Here is a 24,904-nt window from a genome sequence, read left to right on the forward strand (position 1 = left end):
GGGTCACCGGATCGGCCGGACCTGCGACGATCCCGACGTCGGTCCACCTCGGCATCGCCCGCACCACCCGGCCACCACACCACACACCCCTTCCGAATTAGGGCAACCTAAGTTAGGCTCTGCCGGTATGGCCGCCCCCGAACTCGGTGAGATCCAGGAAACGCTCCTCATCCCCCTCTACGGCCGCGCCCGCGACGCTGCCGAGTCGGGTGGAGGAGTCCTCAAGGACACCAAAGCAGTCGAACTGGTCGACGCCATCGACTACGACTTCACCGAGTTCCGCGGACCGTCGCTCGGCGGTGCCGTGTTGCGCGCATCGATCTTCGACGGCTACATCCGCGAGTTCCTCCAGCGGCACCCCGAGGGCACCGTCGTCGACCTCGGGTGCGGGCTCTCCACCCGTTACGATCGCCTCGACAACGGCCGACTGCGGTGGTTCGATCTCGATGTCGACGACACGATGACGTTGCGCCGCAGGTTTTTCGACGATTCCGACCGCTACACGATGATCGCCGCCTCGCTCTTCGATCCATCCTGGCACGAGCAGGTCACCGAACGCGGCGGCCCCCTCATGCTGGTCAGTGAGGCAGTGCTGCTGTACTTCTCGGAGTCCGAGGTGTTCGACGTGCTGCGCTCGTGGGCCCGACGCTTCCCCGACAGCCCGCTCGCCCTCGACACCGGCGGCCGCCTGATGATGCGGTCACAGGACCGCAATCCGGTCTTCAAAGCCGTTCCGGCACGCATGAAGTGGGAGTTTGATGACCCGAATACGCTGGAACCGTACGGGTTACGCCTGGAGCAGTCCCGCACCCTTGCACAACCCCAGCCGGAGGTGGCGACAACCTGGCCGGCCAGGTACCGCCACGGGATGCGGCTGATCGGCTGGACCCCGATGGTCACCGGGTACAGGATCAACCTGTTCGCACTGACGTCGTAGCGCCACGCCCGCATGTGATCGAAACCCCACTCCCCCATCCCGTTCCCGCTCATCGGGCCCGATACGCGGGAACGGAACCGGTACGCGGGAGGTCACCGCCCACCCGCTCCGGACGGAGATCCAACCGGCGGAGGAGTTGCGCGTTGAGCGCCACCACCACCGTCGACGCCGACATCAGGAGGGCACCGACGCTCATCGGCATCACGAAGCCTATCGGCGCGAGCACCCCGGCGGCGAGCGGCACCGCGATCAGGTTGTATCCGGCTGCCCACCACAGGTTCTGCTGCATCTTGCGGTAGCCGGCGCGCGACAGTTCGATCACCGACAGCACCGACCGCGGGTCCGACGACGCGAGGATCACCCCGGCCGACCCGATCGCGACGTCGGTGCCCGCACCGATCGCGATTCCGACGTCGGCCTGCGCCAGCGCGGGGGCGTCGTTGACGCCGTCGCCCACCATCGCCACCGTGTGGCCCTCGTGTTGCAGCTCGGCAACCTTCGCGGCCTTGTCCTCGGGTCGCACCCCGGCGTAGATGCGGTCCACGCCGAGGTCGGCGCCGACGCTCTCGGCGACGGCCTGGGCATCGCCGGTGATCATCACGACCTGCACTCCCCGCGCGTGCAGGGCATCCACGGCGGCACGGGATTCGGGCCGGATCTCATCGGCCAGCGCCAGTGCGCCGATCACCTCGTCGCCGTCGAGGACATGCAGGATGATCGCGCCCCGCGCACGCCACGGCACGACGTCTGCCAACTCCGACAGACCGTACTCGGCGAGCAGATGCGGCCCACCGACATGGATGCGGCGACCGTCGACGAGCGCCGACACCCCCACGGCCGGCGAAGCCGTGAACCCGCTCGCCCCCGGTATCGGGCGGCCGAGCTGCTCCCCGGCACGCACGATCGCCCTCGCGAGGGGATGTTCGCTGTCGGTTTCGGCCGCGGTGGCCAGGGCCAGCACCTCGTCCGGTTCGTGGCCGGGGGCGGCGGCGACGTCGGTGACGACGGGCTCACCCTTGGTGAGCGTGCCGGTCTTGTCGAAGAGGACCGCGTCGACGGTGCGCATGGTCTCCAGCGCGAGACGGTCGGTGATCAGCACGCCGCCGCGGGCGGCGCGTTCGGTCGCGATGGACACCACCAGAGGGATGGCCAGCCCCAGGGCGTGCGGGCAGGCGATCACCAGCACGGTGATCACGCGGACCACCGCGTCGTCGGGCATGCCGAGCGCCGTCCACACGATCGCGGTGAGCAGCGCGGAACCGAGCGCGTACCAGAACAGCCAGCCGGCCGCGGTGTCGGCGAGACGCTGTGCGCGTGACGACGATGCCTGGGCGTCGGCGACGAGCCGTCGGATCCCGGCCAGCGCGGTGTCGTCACCGGTCGCGGTGACCTGCACGCGCACACCGGAATCGGTGGCGATGGTCCCGGCCACCACCTTGTCGCCGGTCTCCCGGCGCACGGCGATCGACTCACCGGTCACCATCGATTCGTCCATCGCGGCAGCGCCGTCGACGATGACGCCGTCAACGGGCACCGAGGCGCCGGGCCGGACGATCACCACGTCACCGACGGCGAGATCGCCGGGCGCCACGGTCACCACCTCGTCGCCGACCACCTTCTCCGCCTCGTCGGGCAGCAGCGCGGCGAGCGAGTCCAGCGCCGACGTCGTCTGGGCCAGCGACCGCATCTCGATCCAGTGGCCGAGCAGCATGATCACCACCAGCAGCGCCAGCTCCCACCAGAAACTGAGCTCGTGGTCGAGCAGATGCAGCGTCGATCCCCACGACGAGAGGAACGCCACGGTGATCGCCAGCGCGATCAGCAGCATCATGCCGGGCCGGCGGGACCGGATCTCGCCGACGGCACCGGTGAGGAACGGTCGCCCACCCCAGAGGTAGATGACGGTGCCCAGGACCGGCGGTATCCAGGTGACCCAACCGCCGTCGGGGAGCCGGTAGCCGAGTAGATCGGCGAACATGGCGTCGAGGCCGACCGTCGGGAGGGCCAGGACCAACATGATCCAGAACAGCCGGCGGAACTGCCCCACGTGATCGGACATGGTGTGGCCGGCCATGTCGTGATCGGACATGGCGTGCTGGGCCATGTCGTGACCGGCGTGGTCCATCACGACCGGATGGTGGTCGGGATGCTCCGTCATGATCGAACCGTATACCCCTTGGGGGTATACGGCAACCGCCGTTCTCCCGAACCGCACCCACCGACCCCGATGTGCGCCTAGACTCTCGGTGAAACACTTGGAACATTTTGTTCCAATGGCCGGATCGAGGGGACCCGGCCGACGATCGCGGGGAGGCCACGATGCCAACGGCAACAAAGCAGATACAGAAAGTCCTGGCCACGGCGAGCAACGCCTACCCGAGCCACGACATCCCCCTCGCCGTACCGCCACCCGGCTCCGGCCTCAAACCCGTGATGGGCAACCAGGGCATGCCCTGGCTCGGCAACACCCTCGACGCCCTGTCGGATCCGCTGGGCAGCGCGATGAAGCGCTACGAGAAGTACGGACCGGTCTCCTGGTCCGGCGCCCTGGGCATGAAGATGGTGACGCTGGTCGGCCCCGAGGCCATCGAGGCCGCCTGGATGAACCGCGACAAGGCGTTCTCCAGCGAGCAGGGCTGGGAACCGATGATCGGCCCGTTCTTCCGCCGCGGCATCATGCTGATGGACTTCGGTGAGCACATGCACCACCGACGCATCATGCAGCAGGCCTTCGCCCGGCCGCGACTCAACGGCTACCTCGACATGATGACCCCGCACATCCAGAAGTCCCTGGCCAACTGGGATGTGGGCAAGGGATTCCCGATGTACACCCGCACCAAGGAACTGCTCCTCGAGCTCGCCTCGGAGGTGTTCGTCGGTTCCACGCTGTCGGAGGCGGAGAACCATCGCCTCGAGGACGCCTTCGAGGCCGCGGTCCGCGGCGGGCAGGCGATCATCCGCGCCGACGTCGGCAACTTCACCTGGGCCCGTGGGCTGCGCGGCCGCGAACTGCTGCAGGAGTACTTCCGTTCGGAGATCGCCACCCGCCGCCAGGGCGACGGCGACGACCTGTTCACCGTGCTCTGCCACAGCGAGGACGACGAGGGCAACACCTTCAACGACGAGGACGTCGTCAATCACATGATCTTCGTGATGATGGCCGCCCACGACACCTCCACCATCGCGCTGTCGATGCTGACCCACTACCTGGGCCGCCACCCCGAGTGGCAGGACCGGCTCCGCGCGGAGTCCCTCGCCCTGGGCAAGCCCACCCTGGACTTCGACGACCAGGATGCTCTGCCCAGCCTCGATCTGGCGTTCAAGGAGACCCTGCGGATCAACGCGCCGGTGGGCATGCTGTTCCGCAAGGCCGTCGCCGACACCCAGATCCTCGACCACTACATCCCGGCCGGCACGCTCGTGGCCATCCATCCGTGGGCGACGATGCTGCGCGAGGAGTGGTGGCCCAACCCCCGGCACTGGGATCCGGAACGCTTCTCCCCCGAACGCCGTGAGGACAAGGTGCACCGCTTCGCGTGGTCCCCGTTCGGCGGCGGCGCACACAAGTGCATCGGCCTGTATTTCGGTGGCATGGAAGTGAAGTCGATCATGCACCAGATGCTGCTGCAGTTCGAGTGGTCGGTGCCCGCCGACTACCGACTGCAGCTCGACTACGGCACCGGCCCCACTCCGGGGGACGGGCTGCCGATCGATTTCCGCCGCCGCGGCTGACCGATGCACCGCCGTCGACGTCAGCCCAGCATCTGCTGGATGTCGGCGGCGGTGATCGCACCGCCGAACAGCTCGCCCTCGTCGACAGCCGCATCGAACAGTGCGCGCTTGCGATCCTGCAGTGCCACCACACGTTCCTCGATGGTGTTCGACGACACCAGCCGGTAGACGGTGACCGGCCGGGTCTGCCCGATCCGGTGGGCTCGGTCGATCGCCTGCGACTCGGCCGCCGGGTTCCACCACGGATCGCACACGAAGCAGTAGTCGGCCTCGGTGAGGTTGAGCCCGAATCCACCGGCCTTCAACGAGATCAGGAACACCTGCGTCTGTCCGTCGCTGAACTCCTTGACCGCGGCGGCGCGTTGGGCGGCACTCATGGTGCCGTCGAGATAGCTGTAGGCGATGCCCAGGGTGTCGAGCTCGTCGCGCAATATCCCGAGGAATCGGGTGAACTGACTGAACACCAGCGCACTGTGCTGCTCGGCGATCAGTTCGGGCAGCGTCTCGGTGAGGTAGTCCACCTTGCCCGACTCCACCGCGTAGTCGGTGTCGTCCACCAGTCCGGCATGTAAACTCAACTGCCGCAACATGTTCAGTGACCGGAACACCTGGAACCGGTTCTTCTCCCAGTCGCCGAGCAGACCCAGCACCTTCTGCCGCTCGCGCGCCAGGCGGGTGTCGTAGATCTTGCGGTGCTTCGGTACGAGGTCGAGCAGCATCACCTGTTCCTGCTTGGCGGGAAGGTCGATGGCCACCTGATCTTTCCTGCGCCGCAACATGACCGGCTTGATCCGGCGTCGCAGCACCTCCATCCGTTCGGGGTGCTGCCCGGACTCGATCGGCTTGCGGAAGTACTCGGCGAAGATCTTCGGCGATCCGAACAGACCCGGCGCGGTCACCGACAGCAACGACCACAACTCCATCAGGTTGTTCTCCATCGGCGTGCCGGTGATCGCGAGCTTGAACGGGGCATCCAGACGGCGGGCGCACTGGTGGGTGCGGCCGTTGTGGTTCTTGATGAACTGCGCCTCGTCGAAGATCACGCCGGTCCAGTGATGCTCGTCGAGTTGCTCGAAGTTCAACCGCAGCAACGTATACGACGTCACCACCACCTGTGCGCCGTCGACCGCCTCGGCCATCGGAACCTCGCTACGGGCCTCGGTGGTGGTGATCGGGACGGCATGCAGCGACGGGGCGAATCTCTCGCACTCGGCGATCCAGTTGGGGACGACGCTGGTGGGGGCCACCACCAGGAACCGTGCCGCGGTGTCGGCCTTGCATTCGCGGGCGATGAAGGCGAGTGTCTGGACGGTCTTGCCCAGCCCCATGTCGTCGGCGAGGATTCCACCGATCTCGTTGGTACGCAAGAAGGTCAGCCAGTCCAGGCCATCGCGCTGGTACTCCCGCAGGGAGGCCTTCAGGGTGCGCGGCACCGCCACCCGCTTGGGTGGGGTGGCGGCGGCAAGTTTCGTCATCCGCTTGCGCCAGCCGGCGAGTTGCTTGTCGACGACGCCGAGGTCGAGGAGTTCTTCCCACAGTGTGGCGTTCAGGCTCTGTGGGTTGACCAGGCCGTTCTCGATCTCGCCGAGTTCTCGGGCCTCGGCGAGCAGCTTGGCCAGCGTGGCCAGTTCGGGCGAGTCGAGCGCGACGTAGGTGCCCGCGTCGACGAACATATGTGTTGCACCATGGGACAATTCGGAGATCACCGCAGCGATCGGCAGCTCGTACTCCCCGACGTTCATCGTCACGTCGAGGGAGAACCAGTCGTTGCCGACCTTCTCGTCGGCGCCGAAGCTGATCACCGGCGAGTCGTCTGCCGGGGCGAAGTCGGCGCCGACGCGGTTGTCGATGAAGACATCACGGTGCCCGGTGAGACCCGGGAGACCTTCGGCGATCAGCACCGCGGCCTGGACGGCGGTGAGTGGGAAGGTCGTCGACCGCAGCGCCGATGCCCAGGCCCCGCACCGTTCGATGATCGGGTCGAACAGCGCTTCCAGCTCGGTCCACAGCCGCTTCTCGGCGAGCTCGTCCCGATATCCGACGGAGGCGGCCGGGGATGCGGGCTCGAACAGGTGCAGCTTGTCGTTGACCTGGTAGGCGATGCTCCAGGTGAACCGTGCCTGGTTGCCGGGGGCGCCGGCGATGGTCAGGACCGCCTTCGGTCCGATGATGGTCGGCGCGGTGATGGCCGCGGGGTCGGTGCGAACGGTGCGGGCACCGGTCAGCCGCGGCAGCGCCTCGGCGGAGAACTCGTCGAGATCCTCTGCCGGGATCACCACGACCGTTCGGTTCATCGCCAGGTTCAGTTCGCCGTACTTGATGCTTCGCTCGAACTCACCTAGCGACAACATCCCGTCGCCGACGGCACCCACGCCGTGGGCCGGCATGCCGAATGCCTCCGCGGTGCCCGCGTCCACCGGCAGTCCGTCGATCACGATCCCGGCGGTGAGCTGCGCACCGCCATCGGCGTGCGGTGACACGTCGTAGTGCAGTGCCGCATCACCGATCCGGATACCACTCACCTTCAAGGACGGGTCGGCGAGCAGCGTGACACCGGCGTCGACGGCGGCCCGGAGAGCAGGCCAGAACTGTGCAGCGGATTGGGCGATGGGCAACCAGTCCCCGCTCGTGACGACGGTACGCCCGGTGATGGCGGTGTAGAGCGCGCCCACCGCCACGTGGTCGGGCGCACCCGTGGCGAGCCCCTTGCCGTAGGCGATGTCCGACCACGACGCCCCGCTCTTGATCCAGTTGCCCCGGGCCCCCGCGGTCATCGGCCGGACGGTGAGGATCGGTGACGAGCCAGAGCTCCGCGATCGGGCGAAGGTCAGTGCGAGCGGCGGATACTTCGGTGCGGAGATCCCGGTGCCGGCGGCCGGCAGGCCGATCAGATTGTCGAGCACCGCCCGCCAGGACAATCCTGGTACAGGCTCTTTCGCCGCAGGCTGGGCAGGTTGGGCAGGTTGGGTTTGCGACGCGGCCGCGGCGGTCAGCAGCAGACCCACCGTGTGCTTGCAGCACACGCCCACCGGACAACTGCATGTGGCATATTCGATGGTCGCCAGGGACGGCGGTCCGAAGAAGTACACGCTGACGTCGTATCCACGGCGGTGGGACCCGGTGGATTCCCCGGCCAGAAGCCAACCGTCGTCTTCTCGCACCCACTCGACCCCGAAGATCTTGCCCGCGCGCGCGTACTGTCTGCCCCGGGCGGCGGTCTGTGTTCCGAACTCCCTGGCCAGCTGGCCCTCGGTCAGTCGCAGGACGGGATCGCTCACCCGTCCCAGGGTACGGACAAACGCCTACAAGCCCAACCGACGCGCCACGTCCTGCCCGCCGACCTCGCGGACGAACTCCGGGTCACCACAGATGACGAGTTGCTCACGGGCGCGGGAGAATCCGACGTAGAGGCGTTCACGCGAGCGGGATCGGGGCCGGGACTCGTTGAGCGCGAGCACGATCACGCGGCGTTCGAGCCCCTTGAACCCGAGTACGTGACCGTAGAACACCTGGTCGTCGTCCCAGAACGAGTCCCAGTACGCCTCGGTGCCCTCGGCCTGGCGATTGACCTGCTCGGGGTGGCGTGAACCGGTGGTCAGCAGGGCGATGTCGCCGGGCGCCCATCCCTGGCCGAGGAGCGGATCGATCTGATCGTCGGCGACGTCGCACGCCTGATCGGGGCCGCAGGCGATGAACCGCACCTCCGGACCGTCACCGCCACGCAGTTGCATCCGCTGACCGACCATCGGCCGGAATGCCGTCGCGATCTGCCGGGTGTTGCGCAAGTTGTGGTCGAGCAACAGGGGCACCAGTGGGACCGGTGGTGTTCCCTGCCGGTCGAAAACCCGTTGTGCCTCATCGCTGAACACGTACAGGCCGTCCTCGTCGGGATCGCCCAGACAGGCGAGCATCGGCGGCCACCATTCGTCGGCGAAGTCCTGCGCCTCGTCCACCACGATCGCGTCGAAGCGGTGCCCCGCGGGCAGTTCCTCGGCCAGTCGGGTCATCTTCCGGGGGAGTTCGTGTTCCCAGAAGTCCTGGCTCGCCGCGGTGCGGATCCGTTCGTCCGGCCCCGACGGTGCGCCCCACCGCATTCCGAGTTCGTGGAACTCCCCCACGTATGCCGGCTGCTCGCGCCGCGGCCAACTCGCCGTGACCCGTTTGAGGTAGGACGCCAGTCCATGTGAATAGCAGACCAGCGCAACCCGTTTGCGCGCCTTGGCCAGCCGGCGGGCCTGCTCGACGGCGAGGAAGGTCTTGCCGCTGCCCGCCCCGCCTCGCACCTCCACGCGGTTGAGCAGGCCGATCGCGTCGAGGATCACCGCCTGGTTGCCGGTGAGTGCCTCGGCGGTGTCCTCGTTCGCCAGGGCACGGGCCACCACATCGCGCTGCGGCAGTCCACGTCCGGCGAGCACGGTCTGCAGGTCGGCGATCCCGTCGGCGGTGATCGGTTGCGCATCGGAGTCCTTGTTCAGCAACACCATCCGGATCAGCGGCATGAGGTTGTCGAGCTCGGTGCGGTCGAGGATCTTCCAGCGCGGGCAGTCCGGCAGCGCGTAGTCGCCGGCGAGTTTCACGTTGGGCAGCACCACCATGTGATCCCAGCGCACGCGGCCGGACCGCCACCGCGGGTCGGCCTCCACATACTCGCGCAGCGCATAGCAGGCGTCGCGGGCCTGGGCCACCGGATCGATCCGCTTGGCGCCCTGACCTGGCCGGTCCTGTAGCCAGCCGGCGCCGTCGTGCCACACCTCCCCGCCCTTGACCTCGATGCAGACGATGCCGGCACCGGCGATCGCGACGACGAAGTCGGCCTCGTGGTCTTTGGTGTGGTCGGTGACGCGCTGTCCGCAGATCAGCAGGTCGTCGGCGAGCATCTGCTCGGCCAGCCGGGTGAACACGGACCGTTCGGCGCCGGCGGCGAAGCGGGGTTCGGCGGGCAGGATGTGCGGCATGGCGTCGGCCTCCTCGGTGACGTCGGGTCGCGGTGCCCGGAGTGTGCCACAGCGCTCGGACATCGAACGGCCACGGCATCCATCCGGGTGACGATCCATCCAATCGCCTGACATCCGATGCCACACGCTGGTACTCCCGAGGGGTGAGCGCATCGATCTCCCCGGCAGCGACGTTGCCCGCCGTCATCGACGACATCGCGGACCGCACCCCCGACGCCCCGTTCCTGGTCACCGACGAGACCACCTGGACCTATGCCGACGTCCGCGACACCGCCGACCGCCTCGCCCGCAGCCTGCACACCATCGGGGTGGGCCCGGGTGACCGGGTGGCGATCGCCGCGCCGAACGGCCCGGAGTGGATTCTCGCCCTGATCGCCACCGGCCGGATCGGTGCGACGCTGGTGGCACTCAACATCCAGTACCGCGAGCACGAGCTGGACTTCATGCTCAACGAGTCCGGCGCGAGCGTGTTCATCTGCGCGTCCGAGCACCGTGGCTTCGACTTCGTCGGGTTCCTGGAGGGCTTCCGCTCACGGCTGCCCGGCGTCAAACACTTCGTCTTCCTGGGTCACAACGGCTTCGACGGCAGCCGCTCGTGGGCGCATCTGCTCGAGTCCGCACCGTCCACCGCACGGCAATGGGAGCCGGTGTCGACGCTGGCCACCGCGGTGCTGCTGTACACCTCCGGCACCACGGGCGCACCGAAGGGCGCAATGCTCACCCACGGCAGCATCCTGGCGTCGGCGCGGGCGCAGGCGGTGCACCTCGAGCAGACCGCCGACGACGCGGTGATCGCGCACATGCCGTTCAACCATGTCGGCGGGCTCACCTGCACCGTCATCGCCGCGGCGGTGGTCGGCGCGCGGCTCATCGTGGTGCCCGGATTCCATCCGCAGCAGTCGTTGCAGGCGATCATCGACCACCGCGCGACCCTGTGCGTGGGGGTACCGACGATGTTCTCGTTGATGCTGGGCGAACCGGCCTTCGCCGACGCCGATCTGTCCGCGATACGGCTGTGCGTGGTCGGCGGATCGAATCTGGACCCGGCGCTGGGCCGTCGGGTGGCCGATGCCTTCCCGGGCGCCCGGCTCGCCAATCTCTACGGGTTGTCGGAGACCTCGGGCGGGGCGGTGATCTCCGCGGCCGACGACGACCTCGACACCCTGGTGGAGACGCTCGGCGTGCCGATCGGCGACACCCGGGTGCGCGTCGTCGACGACGCGGGCGCCGACGTCGAGGACGGTGTCGACGGCGAACTCCTCGTCGGTGGGGCCTGTCTGGCCGACGGGTACTGGCAGCGGCCCGACGCCACGGAGCTGGCCTTCGGTGACGACGGGTGGCTGCGCACCGGCGACATGGCCACCCTGCGGGCCGACGGGCATGTGGTGATGCGCGGGCGCAAGAAGGAGATGTACGTACGCGGCGGATACAACGTGTATCCCGCCGAGATCGAGAATGTGCTGGCCACCGCCCCCGGCGTGGTGATGGTCGCGGTGATCGGTGTACCGGATGCGACCTACGGTGAGGTCGGCTGGGCGATCGTCGTCGGCGACGAGGAACTGGACCTCAGCCGGCTGCACGCGAGGTGCCGGGAGCAGCTCGCCCGGTACAAGCAGCCCGAGCGGATCGTCGTGGTGGAGTCCCTGCCGCTCACGCCGTCGGGCAAGATCCAGAAGGCCGCGCTGCAGGCGATGTACGGGTCGACGGCCAACTCCTGAGCTGCCCCGACCCCAGTAACGCTGACCCGAGTAACGCCGACCCGAGCAGGGACGACCCGGGCAGCGACGACGGGGTCACTGCTCGTCCTTGCTCGGCAGCTTCCATCCGAAGGTCGCCGTCGGGGCGGACCCTTTGGCGAACAGACGCGCAGGCCGGCCGCCCGCTGCGCGGGTGACCGGGCTGCCCGCGGCGTCGACCTGCGGAGCCAGTAGCGGCTGGACACGACGATTGAACGAGTCGCGCATCAGACGCCGGCCGAGGATCGCCTCGTGCAGTTCCCGCAGCTCGGTGAGCGTGTACGGCGGGGTGAGGAGATTGTCGGGGTCGGGGCGGTCCTCGTAGCGTCGGCGCAGACTGTCGGTGGCGGCTGCGATGATCTGTTCGTGGTCGTAGAGCAGCGCCTCGCCTGAGGCGAGCGCACCGGTGTCGGTCACCGGCTGCAACTCCCCGACCACGTCCGTCAGCTGCGCGGCAGGCAGCGCGACGGCATGCGCGATCGAGATCGTCCATCCCCGGGGATCCCGATCAGGATCATCGAACACCCGCAGCAGATGCGGGTGGATGTGATCGGGCGAGAGCCCCAGTTTCAGCTGCACCACCTCGTGCACCGTCTCGGTGACGGTGTGCCGTTCCCGGATGAACCGTCCCGGTAGCGCCGGAGCGCCGGTCTCGTCACGCTGGACGACCACGCACAACGCATCGCCCACCACGGTGAGCACCGCGATGTCGACGGCAACGCTGGGACGCGGGTAGTCGGTCAATCGACTGAACTTCGCAGCAGTCACCGGTCAACCCTATGCGAGATTCTGCGCAAAGTAGTAATCTCATAAACGCGCAAAGTCGCCTCGGTCCGATGCCGGGGCGGAGATTGGAGTCGAAGACATGTTGTTCTCCGCCGCCCTCGACGTCGATGTCGTCGCCCACGAGTCCGCCGACGAGGTCACCGTGCTGCTCGATCTGGCGGCACCGGCCGCCCCCACCACCGAGCGCGCACCCGCCGCATTCCAGGTGGTCCTCGACCGCAGCGGTTCGATGAGCGGCCGGCCGCTCGAGGGTGCGCAGCAGGCCCTCGCCGGGGTGATCGCCCAGCTCGCGCCGTCGGACGTCTTCGGCGTGGTCGCCTTCGACGACGACGCCCAGATCGTGGTCCCCGCGGGTCCGCTCACCGACAAGCAGCGCATCACCGACCGGGTCCGCGCGGTCACCCCCGGCGGCTGCACCGACCTCTCGTCGGGCTACCTGCGCGGTCTGCAGGAGTTGCGGCGCGCCACCCGGTCGGCCGGCATCCGCGGCGGCACCGTGCTGGTGGTCAGCGACGGCCACATCAACGTCGGGATGCGTGATCACGACGCGTTCGCCGCGGTCACGGCGAAGGCTGCCGCCGACGGTATCATCAGCTCCACCCTCGGATACGGCGATGGATACGACGAGTCGTTGCTGTCGGTGATCGCGCGGGCCGGCAACGGCAATCACGTCTTCGCCGCCGATCCGGACGCCGCAGGTGCCGTGATCGCCGGTGAGCTCGACGGTCTGCTCGCCAAGTCGGTGCAGGCGGTCACCCTGACGGTCCGCTATGTCCCGCAGGTGAAGTCACTGGCGATGTACAACGATCTGCCCGCCCACCAGATCGGTGACGGCGAGGTGATGATCGAGCTCGGCGACCTCTACGGTGAGGAGTCGCGAAAGCTGTTGCTGCGCCTGGACGTCGATGCGATCGCCGCATTGGGCCTGACCCAGCTCGCCACCCTCGAGCTGCGCTACGTGGAGACCGGGACCCTCACCGAGCACACGGTGACGTTGCCGATCTCGGTGAACGTCGTGCCCGGTGACGAACTCGGTGATCGCGTGCCGGATCCGGTGGTGCGGTCGGAGAAGCTGTACCAGGAAGGGCAGCAGGCCAAACTCGAGGCGTCACGGGCCTACGAGGCCGGCGACCTGGCCGCGGGGGCGGCACATCTGGCACGCTCACGCGCCAGCATCGAGGAGGCGGTGCTGGGGGCACCGCCCGAGGTCGCCGGGTCGATGGCCGACGACCTCGCCCTGATCGATCAGATCGCCTCGCAGGCAACGACGCTCGGGACCGCCCGAATGTCCAAGATGTCGCGGGATTCCTACCACTCCGGCAACCGCAAACGCGGCCGCACATAGCCGCCACACCCACCACGAGGAGAACTCTTTGTCCGACATCCAGTCCCGCGCCGTCGGCGCACTCCTGCTCACCGCTGTCGGGGATGCGCTCGGCGTCCCCTACGAGTTCGGTCGCCGGCTCGGCGCCACCGACATCCCCGAGATGATCGGCGGTGGCCTGGGCGACTACGCCCCGGGCGAGTGGAGTGACGACACCTCGATGGCCGTGGCCATCGCCGAGGTCGCGGCCACCGGGGCCGACCTGGCCTCCGCGGAGGGCCTCGACGCCGTGGCACGCGGATTCCTGCGGTGGGTGTCCGATTTCCCGGGTAGCCGTCCGCCGGACATCGGCAACCAGACCTACGCCGTGCTCGACGCCGCCCGGCGTCGGCTCCAGCAGGAGCCCGATGCCGCGCCCGGTGCCGTGCTGCGCGAGATCTCGAACGCCTACGCGGCCGCGCATCCCCGATCGGCCGGTAATGGCGCGCTGATGCGCACTGCCCCCGTCGCACTCGCCCATCTCGACGACCGTGAACACCTCGCCGACGCCGCCCGCGCCGTCGCCGCTCTCACCCATGCAGACGAGCTCGCCGGCGACTCATGTGTGCTGTGGTGTGAGGCCATACGTATCGCGATCCACGAGGCCCGCTTCGACATTCGCGGCGGACTCGATCTGCTGCCGACGGATCGGCGTGGCCGGTGGGCGGAGTGGTTGACCGCGGCCGAGACCGACAGTCCGCTCGAGTTCGCCCCCAACGGGTTCACCGTCAGTGCCCTCCAGGCGGCCGCCTCCGCGGTCCTGCAGACCCCTGTCGTCGAGGACGAACCGGAGCGTCATCACCTCGAGGCGCTGTACACGGCCATCCGGATCGGCAACGACACCGATACCGTGGCGGCGATCGCCGGCGGCCTCCTCGGTGCTCGGTGGGGCGCGGACGTCGTCTCTGCCGCGCATCGGGAGGCAGTGCACGGGTGGCCGTGCACGAACGGGGCGCCGACGACTGCCGCCGTTCTTCAGGACCTCGGACGGCAGGCCGTGGCCCGCACGATCCCGTCCTGATGCTCATCGCGACCGGCCCTCCCCTCGCCAGGCCCCCGAGACGTCCTGAAACCCGGGGAAGCCGTGAAACCCGGGGAAGCCTGCGAAAGTAGGGGAAGAACACCCTCCCCTAGTTTCGAACCCGACCGGTGGCCACGCCTCGGGGTGCCCGGCACATCACCAACGCAGCAAGACCTTGCTCGAGTTCGCCGCGTCGCCGGCTCGAGCGAATGCCTCCAGCGCGTCGTCGACCGGGTACTCGGCGGTGATGATCGGCTCCACCACAAGCGATCCGTCTGCCAGCGCGACGAGCACGTCATCGATCTCGTCGTTGAAGCGGAAGGACCCGACGAGGTCGAGCTCACGTGTGATCGCCAGCGAGATCGGAACGGGCTGCTCACCGGATGGCAGCAAGCCGACCATCACGACCCGACCGCCGCGCTTCGTGGCTGCGATGGCCGATGCCAAACCCTTGCTGTTGCCGGAACATTCGATGGTGATGTCGGCGCCGACGGCAGCCACCGTTTCAGTATCGGCTGCCGACATCACCTCGTTCGCACCCACCTGGAGTGCGACGTTCAAGGGGTAGTCGTGGAGATCGACCGCGGTGATATGACCCGCCCCTGCACGGGCCAGCACCGCAACCGTCAGGGCTCCGATCGGCCCCGCTCCCACCACCAGGATCTTCTTGCCCGCAACGTCGCCCGCTCGGGCCACGGCATGCCACGCCACACTCGCCGGCTCGGCCAGCGACCCGGTGCGCAGGTCCAGACCGTCGGGCAGCTCCCGCAGCATGCGGGTGGGCACCGCAACCTGCTCGACGAAGAGCCCGTCGGCGTGCGGAAAGTGCGCGGCAGAACCAAGGTAGACGCAGCCGGGCGAGATGTTGGGCCGGTCGGCCGGGTAGTCACTCGGATCGCCGCCAGGGGTTGCCGGGTGAATGGTGACGGCGGTACCCGCGGCCGGGCCGCTGCCATCGGCCGCGGCCGCCACCACCACGCCTGACGCCTCATGGCCCAGGCGCATCGGCGCCCGCAGGATCGACTCACCTGCGGCACCATGACGCCAGTAATGCAGGTCCGATCCGCAGATACCGCCGTAGGCGATACGCAGCAGCGCCTCGTCGTTCTTCGGCGGGCGGACGGCGACCTGCTCGACGCGGAGGTCGTCGGCAGCGTGCGCCACCACCGCAACAGCGTGGGTACCGGTCGTTGTCTCTGACATCAGTTTGTCCTCATCGATTTTCGGATGTTCGTCGGATTCGTGGGCGCCGGGTCGACCGGTCCTCATCGGATCACCGGTTCGTCGGCGCCGAGGAGACCGAGTTCGTCCCGGCGCGGCAGCGACTCCCAATCTCCTTCTCCGGTACAGGCAAAAGCGCCTACCGCGGTGGCCGTCGACAGCCGAGTCGTCAGATCGGCCCCGGCCAGGTACTCCGCGAGGTACCCGGCGACGAACCCGTCACCAGCACCCACCGAATCGACGACGGTCACCTTCACCGCGGGTACACGGAGCAGCGTCCCGGTGCCGGCATCCAGGGCGCCGTCAGCACCGAGCTTGACCACCGCCTCGCCCGCTCCGGCGTCCAGAACCCGCTCGGCGAGCTGCTCGGGGCTCCCCGCGCCCACTGCCATGGCAAGTTCTTCATCGCCACCGAACACGATGTCGGCCAAGGGAATGAGCTCCCGGTACACCGCACCCGCTTCGTCCGGCGACCACAGCGCACGTCGATAGTTGAGGTCGAAGGAGACGGTGACACCGGCTGCGCGAGCGCGGGCGACGACGTCGAAGGTGGTGTCACGGGCGCTCTCCGAGAGAGCCGGGGTGATACCCGTCAGATGGACCAATGACGCATCCGCGATGTCCCCGTCGGTGATATCGGCCGGGTGCAGCCGGGAGCCTGCGCTGCCCGACCGGTAGTACCAGACCCGACCGGCGTCGGGGGTGCGCCGTTCCTTCACCATCAGGCCGGTGGGTGCGGTCTCGTCGCAGATCACGCGGGCATCGATGCCCTCGGCGCGCAGCTCCCGACGCACCAGCTCTCCGAAGCCGTCGGCGCCGACCCGACCCACCCAGGTCACCGGTACCCCGAGTCGACGCAACGCGATCGCCACGTTGCTCTCCGACCCACCGATGCCCAGGCGCAGGTCGGCGCTGTGCGAGATGGGGCCGACGTCGCGCGAGCGGGTCAGCGCCATCGTCTCGCCGAAGGTGAGCACTCTCACCGGGATGCCGCCGTGCGGTCGAGGGAACGCACCAGGTGCCGACAGCGCTGGGCCAGCTCGTCGAGACTCCCGCCCTTCAACGCATCCCCCAGCAGGGGGCCGCCGAGGCTGACCGCATAGGCCCCTGCCTCGATCCACGCCGCGGCGTCGTCGATGGAGATGCCGCCCGAGGGCACCACCTCGATGTCCGGGAAGGGGCCACGCAGGTGCGAGATGTAGCCGGGACCGACGGTGCTGGCCGGGAAGACCTTGACCGCGCGGGCCCCTGCCCGCCACCCCTGCCACAACTCCGTCGGTGTCAGACCGCCCGGATAGATCGGGAGATCCGCCGCGACGGCGGCGGCGATCACCGCCGGATCGGTGACGGGCGTGACCAGATAGTCGGCTCCCACCTCGGCCGCCGTCGCCACCTGATCCACCGAGGTGACCGTTCCCACCCCGATCTCCACCGCCGGGTCCACGGCGGAGCGGATCGCGGCGAAGGACTCCAGCGTCCCCGGAGTGCTCATCGTCAGCTCCACCGAGGTGATCCCGCCGGAGGCCAGCGTCTCGATGACCGGGAGGTAGCGGTCGGCATGCTGGGCGCGCAGCACCGCGATCACCGGGGCACTCATGCGGCCACAGCCTTGTTCTGGTCCGAATCCCGGTCCGTCGCATTTGCTTCCAGCGTCAGGTCCCGGTCACGGGTCTCCGGGGCCAGCGTCGCGGCCACCCACACGCTGACCGCCATGATGATCATGTACACGGCGACCGGCACCCAGGAGCCGTCGAAGGCCGTCATCAGCGCTGCACAGATCAGCGGGGCCACACCGCCGCCGAAGACCGACGCGAACTCGCGACCCAGCGTCACACCGGCGTAGCGGTAGCGGGAGCCGAAGATCTCCGGGAAGTAGCTCATGGTGACACCCACGGCCCCCTGGCAGGCGAAGACGAAGCCGATGATCATCACGATGGTGATCAGGACGTAGTTTCCGGTGCTCAATGCCATGAAGGTCGGGATGGGCAGCAGAACCAGCACGGTGACGATGCCCATGTACACCGGCTTACGACCGACCTTGTCGGACAGCCAACCGAATCCGAACGCAGCAATACCGCCACAGATCGCGCCGATGAGCAGGACCTTCGGCACGAAGGAGGCGTCGATCCCGACGTCGTTCTTCAGGTAGGAGGCCATGTACACCTGGTAGGTGTACGACTGGGCGCTGATACCGATGGTCATGAACATGACGATGAACAGCGGACGCTTGCCATTGGCGAACACCTCGCGGACCGGCGTACGCGGCGCCTTGTGCTGTTCCTTGAGCTCCTCGAACACCGGGCTCTCATTGAGCTTTCGACGGATGATGTATGCGGCGATCGTCACCAGCAGGCTGCTCAAGAACACCAGTCGCCAGCCCCACGACATCAGCTGATCGTCGGGCAGCATCTGCACCAGCACCCAGGCCAGCGCGCCGAGCGCAGTTCCCAGGGCGGCACCGGTCATCACCAGCGAGGCCACCCTGCCGCGCCTTCCCTTGCGCGCCGTCTCGGTGAGAAGGGTTGCACCTCCGGACTGTTCGGCGCCGGCACCGAATCCCTGGAGGAATCGGCACAAGACCAGCAGGGCAGGGGCCAGCAGGCCGACCTGGTTGTAGGTCGGCAGCAGGCCGATCGCGAGGGTCGCACCGCCCATCAGCATCAGTGTGGCCACCAGCACCCACTTGCGGCCGAGCCGGTCACCGTAGCGCGAGAAGAAGAGTCCGCCGAGCGGGCGCGCAGCAAATCCCACCGCGTAGGCGCTGAAGCTGGCCAGGATGCCCGCTGCCGGCGAGATGTTGGGAAAGAACAACTCGTTGAAGATCAGCGCCGACGCGGTGCCGTAGATGACGAAGTCGTACTGCTCGAGCGTGGTCCCGATCAGACCTGCCCAGGCCGCCCGCCGGACGGCAGTGGGGTCGGCTTCGGGCTCGTGGGACGACGCATCTGCACGTGCGGCAGGGGGATCTGCGTGTCCATGTGTTGTGACCATGATGTGGCCTCCAAAAGGGTAGGGGGTAGCCCTGATTCGGGGCGATGGGTGATTACGCGCGCTCAGCGCGTGGGGGTGGTCTCGGATTCGGCAGCGGTGTTGAGCGCCACTACGACTCCCTGGTTGACGATCAGATCTATGTACTGGGCGATACGGCCGATGAAGTCGTCGTGGGCCGCCATCGAGGTGGGCAGGATTCCGCCGCTGATGGACACCTCACGAACGAAGTCCAGCGTGGACGTCGCGCACTGCGCCATCGCCACCAGACGCTCACGCGCCGGATCGGTCATGGCGCGGGCGTGCGGTCCCGGCTCGAAACCCGGTGGTGGGGCGATGGCGCACAGGTAGGCCGCGACGGTCAACGCCAGGTACTCCGGCATCCGCCCCGACTTCAACGCAACCAGCGCCGGTTCGGGAATACGTTGGGCCAACTTGACCGATCCGTCAGAACCGACCTGGGATGTGCGGTGCCCCAACGCGGTGTTGGACCATCGCGAGAACAGCTGACGTATGTACTTGTCGATGTCCACGTCGGCCGGGACCGGGACCGTCGGCAGGTATTCGTGCCGGAGGACCGATCGGGCCGCCGCGGCGATGAGTGGCCGGCCCACCGATTCCGGGATGGTGGCTGCGCCCGACAGCGCACCCAGGTAGGCGATCAGTGAGTGTGTGCCGTTGAGCAGGCGTACCTTCATCAGCTCGTACGGCTCGACGTCGTGGGTGAAGCGGACACCGGCGTGCTCCCAGGCGGGACGCCCTGCGGCAAAGACGTCCTCGACGACCCACATCGAGAAGGGCTCGGCGGGAACGGCAATGGTGTCGCGCACGCCGAGCTGGGCACTGGCCTCGTCGTTGTACCCATCCGCCGAGGCCGGGACGATGCGATCGACCATCGAATTCGGGAAGGTCACTGCTCCCTCATCCATCCAGGCCAGCGTCTCGTGGGCCTGGACCGCCCGCAGGAAGTCGCGGACGACCTGCTCTGTCTGTCGCCCGTTGGACACCAGATTGTCACAGCTCAGCACGGTGACCGGGGCCCGATGTGTCTGCGCTCGACGGATCAGGGCCCGGGCGATCAGTCCTACGGTTGTTCCCGGTGCGACGTCCTCGGCCAGGTCGCCGACGATCTCGGGCGCGGTCAGGTCCAGACCACCGGTGTCGGGATCGAGGTGGTATCCGTTCTCGGTGACGGTCACGGTGACGATGCGGGTGGTCGGTGCCGCGAGCGCCGCCACCACCTCTTCTGGCGCGTCCGAGGCCACGAGTGTCCCGGTATGCACGCCGGGCACCGTCACCGTCGAACCGGCTGGGGAGATCTGCACAACGCTGTAGAGCTCGTCCTGCAGTGCCATGGCGTCGGTCACCGTATGTGAGCGATTGGCCACGCCGAGGATTCCCCACGGTCCGGGTTCGTGGGCAAGTGCCAGCGCCGTGTAGACGGCCTGGTGAGCGCGATGGAAGTTCCCCAGCCCCAGGTGCACGATCCCGGTGGTCTCGGGAACCGTCGGAGTGAGCAGGGTGTTCTCGGGAACGGTGGTGCGTGAGAGTCGTCGGTGGTTCGCCATGTCCATCACCAATCGGTCATCGTGCCGTCGAGCCGACGTGCGACAGGCAGGTAGGCGGGCTCGTACGGATAGCGGGCGGCAAGTACTTCGTCGAAGCCCACTCCCACACCGGGTGCGTCCCCGGGGGTCAGGTAGCCCGAATCGAAGCTCCACGCGTGGGGGAAGACCTCGGAGACCAGCGGGTCGTATCCCATGTACTCCTGGATCGCGAAGTTCGGTGTCGCCATCCCGAGATGCAGACCGGCGCCCAGGGAGATGGGCGACACGTCGGAGGGGCCGTGCGGCCCGCACCGAACCTGGTAGACCTCGGCAAGTGCGAAGAGCTTGCGCACGTGGCTGATTCCACCCGCGTGCACGATAGCCACCCGAATGAAGTCGATCAGCTGTTCGGTGATCAGGTGCTGGGCGTCCCAGATGGTGTTGAACACCTCGCCGATGGCCAGCGGAGTGGTCGTGTGATTGCGGACGAGACGCAGCACGTCCTGGTTCTCGGCCGGGGTCACGTCCTCGAGCCAGAACAGGTCGACGTCCTCGAGCGCCTTGCCCAGTCGGGCCGCCTGCTGCGGGGTCAGCCGATGGTGGGCATCGTGAAGCAGTTTCAGTTCGGGACCGACGTGCTCTCGAACCTGTTCCAGCACACCGGGTATGTGTCGGATGTAGGCGTCAGTGTCCCAGACTTCCTCGACGGGAGCCACGCCTCGTCCGGCCGGCTCGTATCCCTCTCCACCGCCCTTGTGAACACCGTAGACGTTGTCCAGGCCGGGTACGCCCGCCTGTGCCCGGATCGCCAGGAAGCCGCGCTCACGGGTCGCGACGACCTGGTCGATGAGTTCGGCGGTCTCCCACCCGGTGGCGTGGGTGTAGGCCAGGATGCGGTCGCGAACCGCTCCACCGAGCAACTGGTAGACGGGCTGGCCGACGGTCTTGCCCTTGATGTCCCAGAGCGCGACGTCCACGGCGCCGATTGCAGCCATCGTGACCGGACCCCGTCGCCAGTAGACACCCCGGTAGAGGTACTGCCACGTGTCCTCGATGCGTGCCGGGTCCCGGCCGATCAGCAGCGGCGCGACGTGATCTCGGAGGTACGAGGCCACCGAGAGCTCTCGGCCGTTGAGGGTGGCGTCGCCGTACCCCACGACACCGTCGGCGGTCGTCACCTTGAGGGTCACGAAGTTTCGGGTCGGGCTGCAGACGATGACGTCTGCGGCGATGATCTTGTCGGTCATGCTTCACTCTCCACAGCGTGCGGGCGCGGCACTGGGTTGATCAGCGGCTCACCCCGCAGCAGTCGTGCGATGTTGTCGGTGATGTCGTCGGCGCGGCCGATGAACGTGTGGTCGGCGATCCCCGACGAGTGCGGGGTCATCAACAGATTCGGTAGGTCCGCGAACGGAAGATTCCCGGGCGTGCCGTGCCCGTCTGCATCGGGATAGGTGTACCAGACATCCAGAGCTGCGGCACGGATCACGTTGTTGCGCAACGCATCGAACGCCGCCTGCTCATCGACGAGGCCGCCCCGTCCGACGTTGACGAGAATGCCTTCTGGGCCCAGTGCGCGTAGTTGCGGGGCGGCGATCATCCCGACGGTATCCGGGGTCAGCGGGGCTGAGACCACCAGGACATCCGATTCGGCTGCGAGTTCGGTCAACCGTGACACATCGCCGGCCCACGAAAGGCCCTCGGCAGCCGCATCCAGTCGGCCGCTTCCGGTGACAGCCGCACCGGTGGAGCCGAAGGGACGCAGCAGTTCCCAGGTTCGCCGGCCGATGTGGCCGAACCCGACAAAGCCGATGCGGGACGATCCCAGGGTACGTCCCTGCGGCAGGCTGCGATCGTAGACAGCACTCGCCCACCGTGCCTCACGCAAGGCGTGATCCTGGTCGATGAATCCACGAAGCAACATGGTCGACGTTGCGACCACATACTCGGCGATGGCCTGCTCATGGTGGAAGGTGTTGGCGACCAGCGTCTGCGACGGGAGCGCGGAGAAGTCGATGCCATCGGTTCCGGCTCCCGCGACGTGCACCAGACGCAGCTTCTCTGCGCGAGCGCCCAGGGCGGTGGTGAAGCGGGGACCCACCAACACATCCGCATCGACGATGTCGTCGAGCAGGGCCGACTCGTCGAATCCTGGATGCCAGGACACCTGCAATCCGGCAGCGAGATTCTGCTCGAATCGCTCGCGGTGCGGTATGAGGTTGGCGTCTGCAACAACGATCTTGGTCATCGAAGTCGTCCTTCCGAAGAGGTGTCGCCCTCGCGGGCGTGAGAAGTGGACCGGCGGACGACGAGCTGAGTGGGCAGATGGACCTCGCGGACAGGCGAGTCCGGCTCGATCGAGCGCTGGTAGACCAGGTCCAGCGCCAGCACCCCAGCTCGCCCCATCGGGACGTTGATACTGGTGAGCCCTGGATGGGCGAGTTCGGCCAGTGGCGAATCGTCGATGCCGACGACGCTGAGGTCCTCCGGAATGCGGAGTCCCAACTCGGCGACACCGTTCATCACACCGATGGCCATCGGATCGTTGTGGCAGATCACCGCGGTTGCCCCGGAGGCCACCACACTGGCGGCAGCGGCACGCCCGCCGGCGATGGTCTCCTGCTGCCAGCCGAGCAGCGTCAGTTCGATGTCGCGGTCGTCGACCAACTGCGTCACCGCAGCCACACGACGCGCGTTGGACCACGACTGTGGTGATCCCTGGACATACGCGATGTGGGTGTGGCCCAGCGCGACGAGCTGATCGAACGCCTGGCGCAGACCGTCCTCGAAGTCGGCCAGGATGGTGTCGCACTGCTCGGAGTCCCGGTTGACGAGTACCAGCGGGGTCTCACCGGCGAGCTGAACGATGTCGGCGGACGGAAGCCGTGGAGCGCATACCACCAGCGCGTCGACCCGCCCCTCGAGCTCACCGATCATCTCGCGCTCGCGGTCAGCACTGCCGTCGGTATCGGTCAGCAGCACTGTCTGGCGACGGTGCCAGCCTTGGGCCTGGGCCGCCTTGACGAAGTTGGCGAAGACGGTGTGCGCGATATCGGGGACCACGACAGCCACGGTGGTGGCCGTGGTCACCCGCTCCCTGTTGCGCCGTCCAGGTGTCGACGCCTCGTAGCCGATCTCATCTGCCGCCGCCACGATGCGGGCGAGCGTCTCCGGAGAGATCCGCTCGGGGGCGCTGAACGCCCGCGATGCGGTGGAGAGAGACTCCGGCGCGACGCGCGACCTGGGTCAATGTCGGTGGCATGACTACATACCTTCGGGTTCGTGTGACTGGTGACACGCAACCTAACAAACGCTCAGCAAGATTGTCCAGCGGTTGCGCAACATTGCAGCAACCCTTGTTGGCGCCCGCCGGGACGTATGGTTCTCGGGGGCATCCATCGCCATGGAGCGGCGCGCGTTCGGCTGTACCCGGCAGCGGAGTGCGTTCGCCAAACCGACCTACCGGTAGCGGTACCTAGTGTCGCGTGTCGTTAATTGGTAGGCGGTTGTGCTTTCGCGAGGATCTCGTCGGCGGTTTTGGTCCAAACGAAGGGGTGTTTGCGGGTGTTCCAGCCGTTGATGAATGCCCGGATCTTCGCGTTGAGGTCTTGGACGGAGGTGAAGATTCCGCGGCGGATGGCTTGGCGGTCGAGGATGCCGAACCAGACTTCGACGAGGTTGAGCCATGAGCCCGAGGTCGGGGTGAAGTGCACCTGGAATCGAGGGTGAGTGGCCAGCCAGGCTTTGACGGCCGGGGTTTTGTGGGTGGCGTAGTTGTCCATGACCAGATGCAGGTCCCCCTCGGGGTAGGCGCGATCGAGCTGACGCAGAAACGCCAGGAACTCCTGGTGCCGGTGTTTGGGTTTGACTGTGGCAGTGACGTTTCCGGTCGCAATCTCCAACGCGGCGAACAAAGTGGTGGTGCCGTGGCGGCGGTAGTCGTGGGTGTGACGTTCGATCGCGCCGGGCCGTATCGGCAGCATCGGTGCGGTGCGGTCGAGCGCCTGGATCTGGGACTTCTCATCGACACAGAGCACGATCGCGTTGTCCGGTGGGGCGAGGTAGAGGCCGACGACGTCGGTGACCTTGGCGACCAGTTCGGGGTCGGTGGAGAACTTGAACGTGCCCGCCCGCCCGTCACGGCTGTACCCCGTATTCCCGCCACGCGCGGGCCACCGTGGCGTTGCCGATACCCAAATGCGTTGCCAGCAACCGCGAGGACCAGTGGGTGACGCCGTACTTCTTCGGTGGCGGTCTGAGCGTGGCGGCCACGACATCAGCATGGTCGAGCGTGCGGGGCCGGCCCGAGCGTGCGGCATCACCGAGCCCGGCGATTCCGTGTTGCAGGTAGCGTTTACGCCACTTCAAGACCGTCACCACCGTCGTGCCGACCCGTTCGGCGATCCGAGTATTGGCCAGCCCCTGCCCGGCCAGCAACACAATCCGCGCCCGCATCACCAACCCCGCCGAGGCTGTGGTCGACCGCACGATCCGCTCCAACTCCTCGCTGTCACTGTCGCAGATCATCAATGCCGGAGCCGCAGAATTCGCCATAACTCATTCTCGCAGCATTGAATCCATTTAGGTACTTACGACACGCGACACTAGGTCACCCAAT

Annotated in this window: 17 protein-coding genes and 1 pseudogene; 5 read left to right on the plus strand and 13 right to left on the minus strand. The window is 67.6% G+C overall.

Annotated elements, in window-relative coordinates; genetic code table 11:
• The first annotated feature begins 127 nt into the window (after positions 1–127).
• The gene (locus Q9K23_RS11800) at positions 128–937 is read left to right on the plus strand and encodes a class I SAM-dependent methyltransferase (protein WP_020789535.1); all 810 of its coding nucleotides are present in this window, start codon (positions 128–130) and stop codon (positions 935–937) included.
• A gap of 49 nt (positions 938–986) precedes the next feature.
• On the opposite strand, the gene Q9K23_RS11805 is transcribed toward Q9K23_RS11800, so the two are convergent.
• Positions 987–3,041 carry a heavy metal translocating P-type ATPase gene (locus tag Q9K23_RS11805; protein WP_305950545.1) on the minus strand — a complete coding sequence of 685 codons (2,055 nt, stop codon included), beginning with the start codon at positions 3,039–3,041 and terminating at the stop codon, positions 987–989.
• Positions 3,042–3,256: 215 nt separating this feature from the next.
• Here Q9K23_RS11805 and Q9K23_RS11810 point away from each other — a divergent pair, with 215 nt between their 5' ends.
• The gene (locus tag Q9K23_RS11810) at positions 3,257–4,669 is read left to right on the plus strand and encodes a cytochrome P450 (protein WP_053776947.1); all 1,413 of its coding nucleotides are present in this window, start codon (positions 3,257–3,259) and stop codon (positions 4,667–4,669) included.
• A 20-nt stretch (positions 4,670–4,689) separates the two neighbouring features.
• Here Q9K23_RS11810 and Q9K23_RS11815 read toward each other — a convergent pair whose 3' ends face one another.
• Complete coding sequence (locus tag Q9K23_RS11815; protein ID WP_053776946.1) at positions 4,690–7,947, minus strand: DEAD/DEAH box helicase; 3,258 nt, start codon at positions 7,945–7,947, stop codon at positions 4,690–4,692.
• Positions 7,948–7,971: 24 nt separating this feature from the next.
• Positions 7,972–9,624 carry an NERD domain-containing protein/DEAD/DEAH box helicase gene (locus Q9K23_RS11820; RefSeq protein ID WP_053776975.1) on the minus strand — a complete coding sequence of 551 codons (1,653 nt, stop codon included), beginning with the start codon at positions 9,622–9,624 and terminating at the stop codon, positions 7,972–7,974.
• A 143-nt stretch (positions 9,625–9,767) separates the two neighbouring features.
• Here Q9K23_RS11820 and Q9K23_RS11825 point away from each other — a divergent pair, with 143 nt between their 5' ends.
• Positions 9,768–11,342, plus strand: a complete 1,575-nt coding sequence (locus tag Q9K23_RS11825) for a class I adenylate-forming enzyme family protein (RefSeq protein ID WP_020789694.1) — start codon at positions 9,768–9,770, stop codon at positions 11,340–11,342.
• Between the two features lie 75 nt (positions 11,343–11,417).
• On the opposite strand, the gene Q9K23_RS11830 is transcribed toward Q9K23_RS11825, so the two are convergent.
• On the minus strand, positions 11,418–12,128 hold the full coding sequence (locus tag Q9K23_RS11830) for an NUDIX hydrolase (RefSeq protein WP_053776945.1): 711 nt from the start codon (positions 12,126–12,128) through the stop codon (positions 11,418–11,420).
• A gap of 97 nt (positions 12,129–12,225) precedes the next feature.
• Between Q9K23_RS11830 and Q9K23_RS11835 the strand changes: the two genes are divergently transcribed.
• Together Q9K23_RS11835 and Q9K23_RS11840 are read left to right on the plus strand one after the other, a co-directional pair.
• Positions 12,226–13,491, plus strand: coding sequence for a VWA domain-containing protein (locus tag Q9K23_RS11835; protein ID WP_053776944.1), 1,266 nt, complete (start codon positions 12,226–12,228; stop codon positions 13,489–13,491).
• Between the two features lie 28 nt (positions 13,492–13,519).
• Positions 13,520–14,530 carry an ADP-ribosylglycohydrolase family protein gene (locus tag Q9K23_RS11840; protein ID WP_187343536.1) on the plus strand — a complete coding sequence of 337 codons (1,011 nt, stop codon included), beginning with the start codon at positions 13,520–13,522 and terminating at the stop codon, positions 14,528–14,530.
• A 156-nt stretch (positions 14,531–14,686) separates the two neighbouring features.
• On the opposite strand, the gene Q9K23_RS11845 is transcribed toward Q9K23_RS11840, so the two are convergent.
• The 9 genes and pseudogenes from Q9K23_RS11845 to Q9K23_RS11885 form a co-directional block, all read right to left on the minus strand.
• Entirely contained in the window at positions 14,687–15,733 is a 1,047-nt protein-coding gene (locus Q9K23_RS11845) for an L-idonate 5-dehydrogenase (RefSeq protein ID WP_053776973.1), read from the minus strand.
• Positions 15,734–15,795: 62 nt separating this feature from the next.
• Positions 15,796–16,734: a sugar kinase gene (locus Q9K23_RS11850; RefSeq protein WP_305950515.1), complete on the minus strand. Its 939-nt coding sequence runs from the start codon at positions 16,732–16,734 to the stop codon at positions 15,796–15,798.
• Positions 16,731–17,348: a bifunctional 4-hydroxy-2-oxoglutarate aldolase/2-dehydro-3-deoxy-phosphogluconate aldolase gene (locus tag Q9K23_RS11855; protein WP_020791691.1), complete on the minus strand. Its 618-nt coding sequence runs from the start codon at positions 17,346–17,348 to the stop codon at positions 16,731–16,733. Before Q9K23_RS11855 ends, Q9K23_RS11850 begins: the two co-directional genes overlap by 4 nt.
• Positions 17,345–18,742 (minus strand): MFS transporter, encoded by a 1,398-nt coding sequence (locus tag Q9K23_RS11860; RefSeq protein ID WP_053776943.1) that lies wholly within the window; start codon positions 18,740–18,742, stop codon positions 17,345–17,347. Before Q9K23_RS11860 ends, Q9K23_RS11855 begins: the two co-directional genes overlap by 4 nt.
• A 62-nt stretch (positions 18,743–18,804) precedes the next feature.
• Positions 18,805–20,307 carry a mannitol dehydrogenase family protein gene (locus Q9K23_RS11865; RefSeq protein WP_152972697.1) on the minus strand — a complete coding sequence of 501 codons (1,503 nt, stop codon included), beginning with the start codon at positions 20,305–20,307 and terminating at the stop codon, positions 18,805–18,807.
• Positions 20,308–20,312: 5 nt separating this feature from the next.
• Positions 20,313–21,533, minus strand: a complete 1,221-nt coding sequence (gene manD, locus Q9K23_RS11870; protein WP_020792259.1) for a D-mannonate dehydratase ManD — start codon at positions 21,531–21,533, stop codon at positions 20,313–20,315.
• Positions 21,530–22,534, minus strand: coding sequence for a 2-hydroxyacid dehydrogenase (locus Q9K23_RS11875; RefSeq protein WP_053776941.1), 1,005 nt, complete (start codon positions 22,532–22,534; stop codon positions 21,530–21,532). The genes manD and Q9K23_RS11875 overlap by 4 nt, the downstream gene beginning before the upstream one ends.
• The gene (locus Q9K23_RS11880) at positions 22,531–23,439 is read right to left on the minus strand and encodes a substrate-binding domain-containing protein (protein WP_020791409.1); all 909 of its coding nucleotides are present in this window, start codon (positions 23,437–23,439) and stop codon (positions 22,531–22,533) included. The genes Q9K23_RS11875 and Q9K23_RS11880 overlap by 4 nt, the downstream gene beginning before the upstream one ends.
• A 338-nt stretch (positions 23,440–23,777) precedes the next feature.
• Positions 23,778–24,813 (minus strand): annotated as a pseudogene (locus tag Q9K23_RS11885) (IS630 family transposase).
• Positions 24,814–24,904: the final 91 nt, after the last annotated feature.

The organism is Gordonia sp. NB41Y, from assembly GCF_030718915.1.
GTDB classification, from domain to species: domain Bacteria; phylum Actinomycetota; class Actinomycetes; order Mycobacteriales; family Mycobacteriaceae; genus Gordonia; species Gordonia desulfuricans.